The organism is Bacillus sp. JJ1503, from assembly GCF_036965125.1.
Lineage (GTDB): Bacteria > Bacillota > Bacilli > Bacillales > Cytobacillaceae > Cytobacillus.
The window spans coordinates 1-1,939 of record NZ_JBALOZ010000507.1 but is presented as its reverse complement, the minus strand read 5'-3'; the positions used below and the strand labels follow the sequence as shown (position 1 = coordinate 1,939).

2 protein-coding genes and 1 pseudogene are annotated in these 1,939 nt (G+C 35.7%); all 3 read right to left on the bottom strand.

Going from position 1 to position 1,939, the window contains the following annotated elements; translation table 11 throughout:
- Positions 1–907, bottom strand: a 907-nt coding sequence (locus V7149_RS25990; protein WP_335348441.1) for a putative ABC transporter permease subunit, incomplete at its 3' end; no start/stop codon positions are given.
- Positions 904–1,698: an ABC transporter ATP-binding protein gene (locus V7149_RS25985; RefSeq protein WP_335348440.1), complete on the bottom strand. Its 795-nt coding sequence runs from the start codon at positions 1,696–1,698 to the stop codon at positions 904–906. The genes V7149_RS25990 and V7149_RS25985, both read right to left, overlap by 4 nt.
- A gap of 109 nt (positions 1,699–1,807) precedes the next feature.
- A pseudogene (locus tag V7149_RS25980) lies at positions 1,808–1,939 on the bottom strand (ATP-binding protein); the annotation flags it as partial.

The window sequence follows — 1,939 nt, the reverse complement described above, 5'->3', positions numbered from 1 at the left end:
CTTTAATTCCTATCATCATAATTGGATGATAAATCTTAGCACTTGCTTTTTTGCCTTTGCGTTTTTTCTTTGGGCGATTTCCTTCGTTCATTTTTATCCAGCCAGTTCTAAACCCTTTTTCAACTAGTAATGAAGTAATGAAGAGCATAAGTGCAGCAAAAATGAAAGTCATCAGAAACGGGAGAAAAAAGCTAAAAGACCCAGATGATGCTTCAGTAAGAACCGTTCCTCCCCATTCCATTGGCAGCCATTTCGGCATCTGTGGGATTTGTGTCATTTCTTGTCCATTTGGATTATTTTTCATCAATATATTAGGAAGCTGAAACAGAACATATACAATAATACCGGCTAAGGCACTCATTACTGTCATTAATTCCTTTGCTCTATGAACAGGAATCACTTGAATTAAAACTAAATTCATCATATAAGCAATGCTCATCCCAATCAATGTGAAAAGAAGTGAGGTTATGTAAGCCATTGGAAAAAATACAATACTAGACTTACTGGCAATGCCAAAAACAGTTAAGAGAATAATCGAAAATAACCAAAGAAATCCAGGAACACCAATAAAGCTTTGCAAAAACTTGACCCAATAGATGCTTCGTGTTTTGATCGGCAAAGTAAATAATAATGATAAATCATTTGTTCCATATAAATTTTTAAAAACCTGTGGAACTCCAAACAAAATGTTAAAAGCAATGAGACCAGAAAAGGCATATGCAAATGTAGGATCAAAAAAATCTTTAGGCAGCGTCAAGGCCATTGCACCTATCGCGATACTTAATAGGACAGTGACAAAAATTGCGCCGATTGCAGCAAAGACAGCAGCAATTTTCGTACTGTCTGGAGCCGTTCGAAATTGATTTTTCCCCATTTGCCAGAATAATAGGATGAGTCTTTTTGTCATTTCTCCACCTTCTCTTCATCATCCGAAAGCTCAGTTATCAATTGTCTTACATCTGAATCCCCAGTTAATTCTAAGAATAAATCCTCTAATGAAGTATCGGTCTTGCCTTCCCTTTGCCTTAATTCTTCCATCGTCCCAATAGCAATGATTTCTCCATTTTTGATGATTCCGACTCTGTCACACATTTGTTCAGCGATTTCTAAAATATGTGTTGACATAAACACAGTCATTCCCTGCCGGCATAATGACTGCAAGAGATTCTTTAATGTTTTTGCCCCTTTTGGGTCAAGACCTACAGTTGGTTCATCCAGGAATAAGACTTCAGGCTGGTGAATCAAAGCCCCACATAAATTGATTTTTTGTTTCATTCCATGTGAATACGATTCTATTAGCTCATCTGCTCTTCCAGATAATTCGAACAATGAAAGGTATTTTTCCATTCTTTCTTCAAATTCATCCTGCTTTATTTCAAACACACTACCTATAAATCTTAAAAACTCTCTGCCGGATAATTTCGGATATAGAATGGGTTGATCGGGAATATACGCCATTTTCCTTTTTGCTTCAAGCGGAGATTTCCATATATCTGTCCCCGTTATTTCAACCTGTCCGCTTCCAGGCTCAAGTAAACCCGTCATCATTTTAATCGTTGTTGTCTTACCCGCTCCGTTAGGACCTAAAAAGCAAAATAACTCGCCATTTTTTATTTCAAAATTAACGTCCTTTACTGCATGATAAGAACCATATCTTTTCGATAGATTTTTCACAAAGATTGCATTTCCATTATTCATTTTCAACCACCTCGAAACTTTTATATGTAATTCCAACAGTTTATACGTTCTGATTGGAGAAAAGTTCCATAAAAGCAACAATACCTTCTAGTGTCTATCCATTTAATTACTAGTTAAATAGTAGATCATCTTCAGTAATTTTTATTTTCGGAAGTGTAAAGTATATAGAGGTGCCTTTATTTATTTCACTTACTGCCCAAATTTCTCCTTTATGATTTCTAATAATTTCCTTACAGATGGC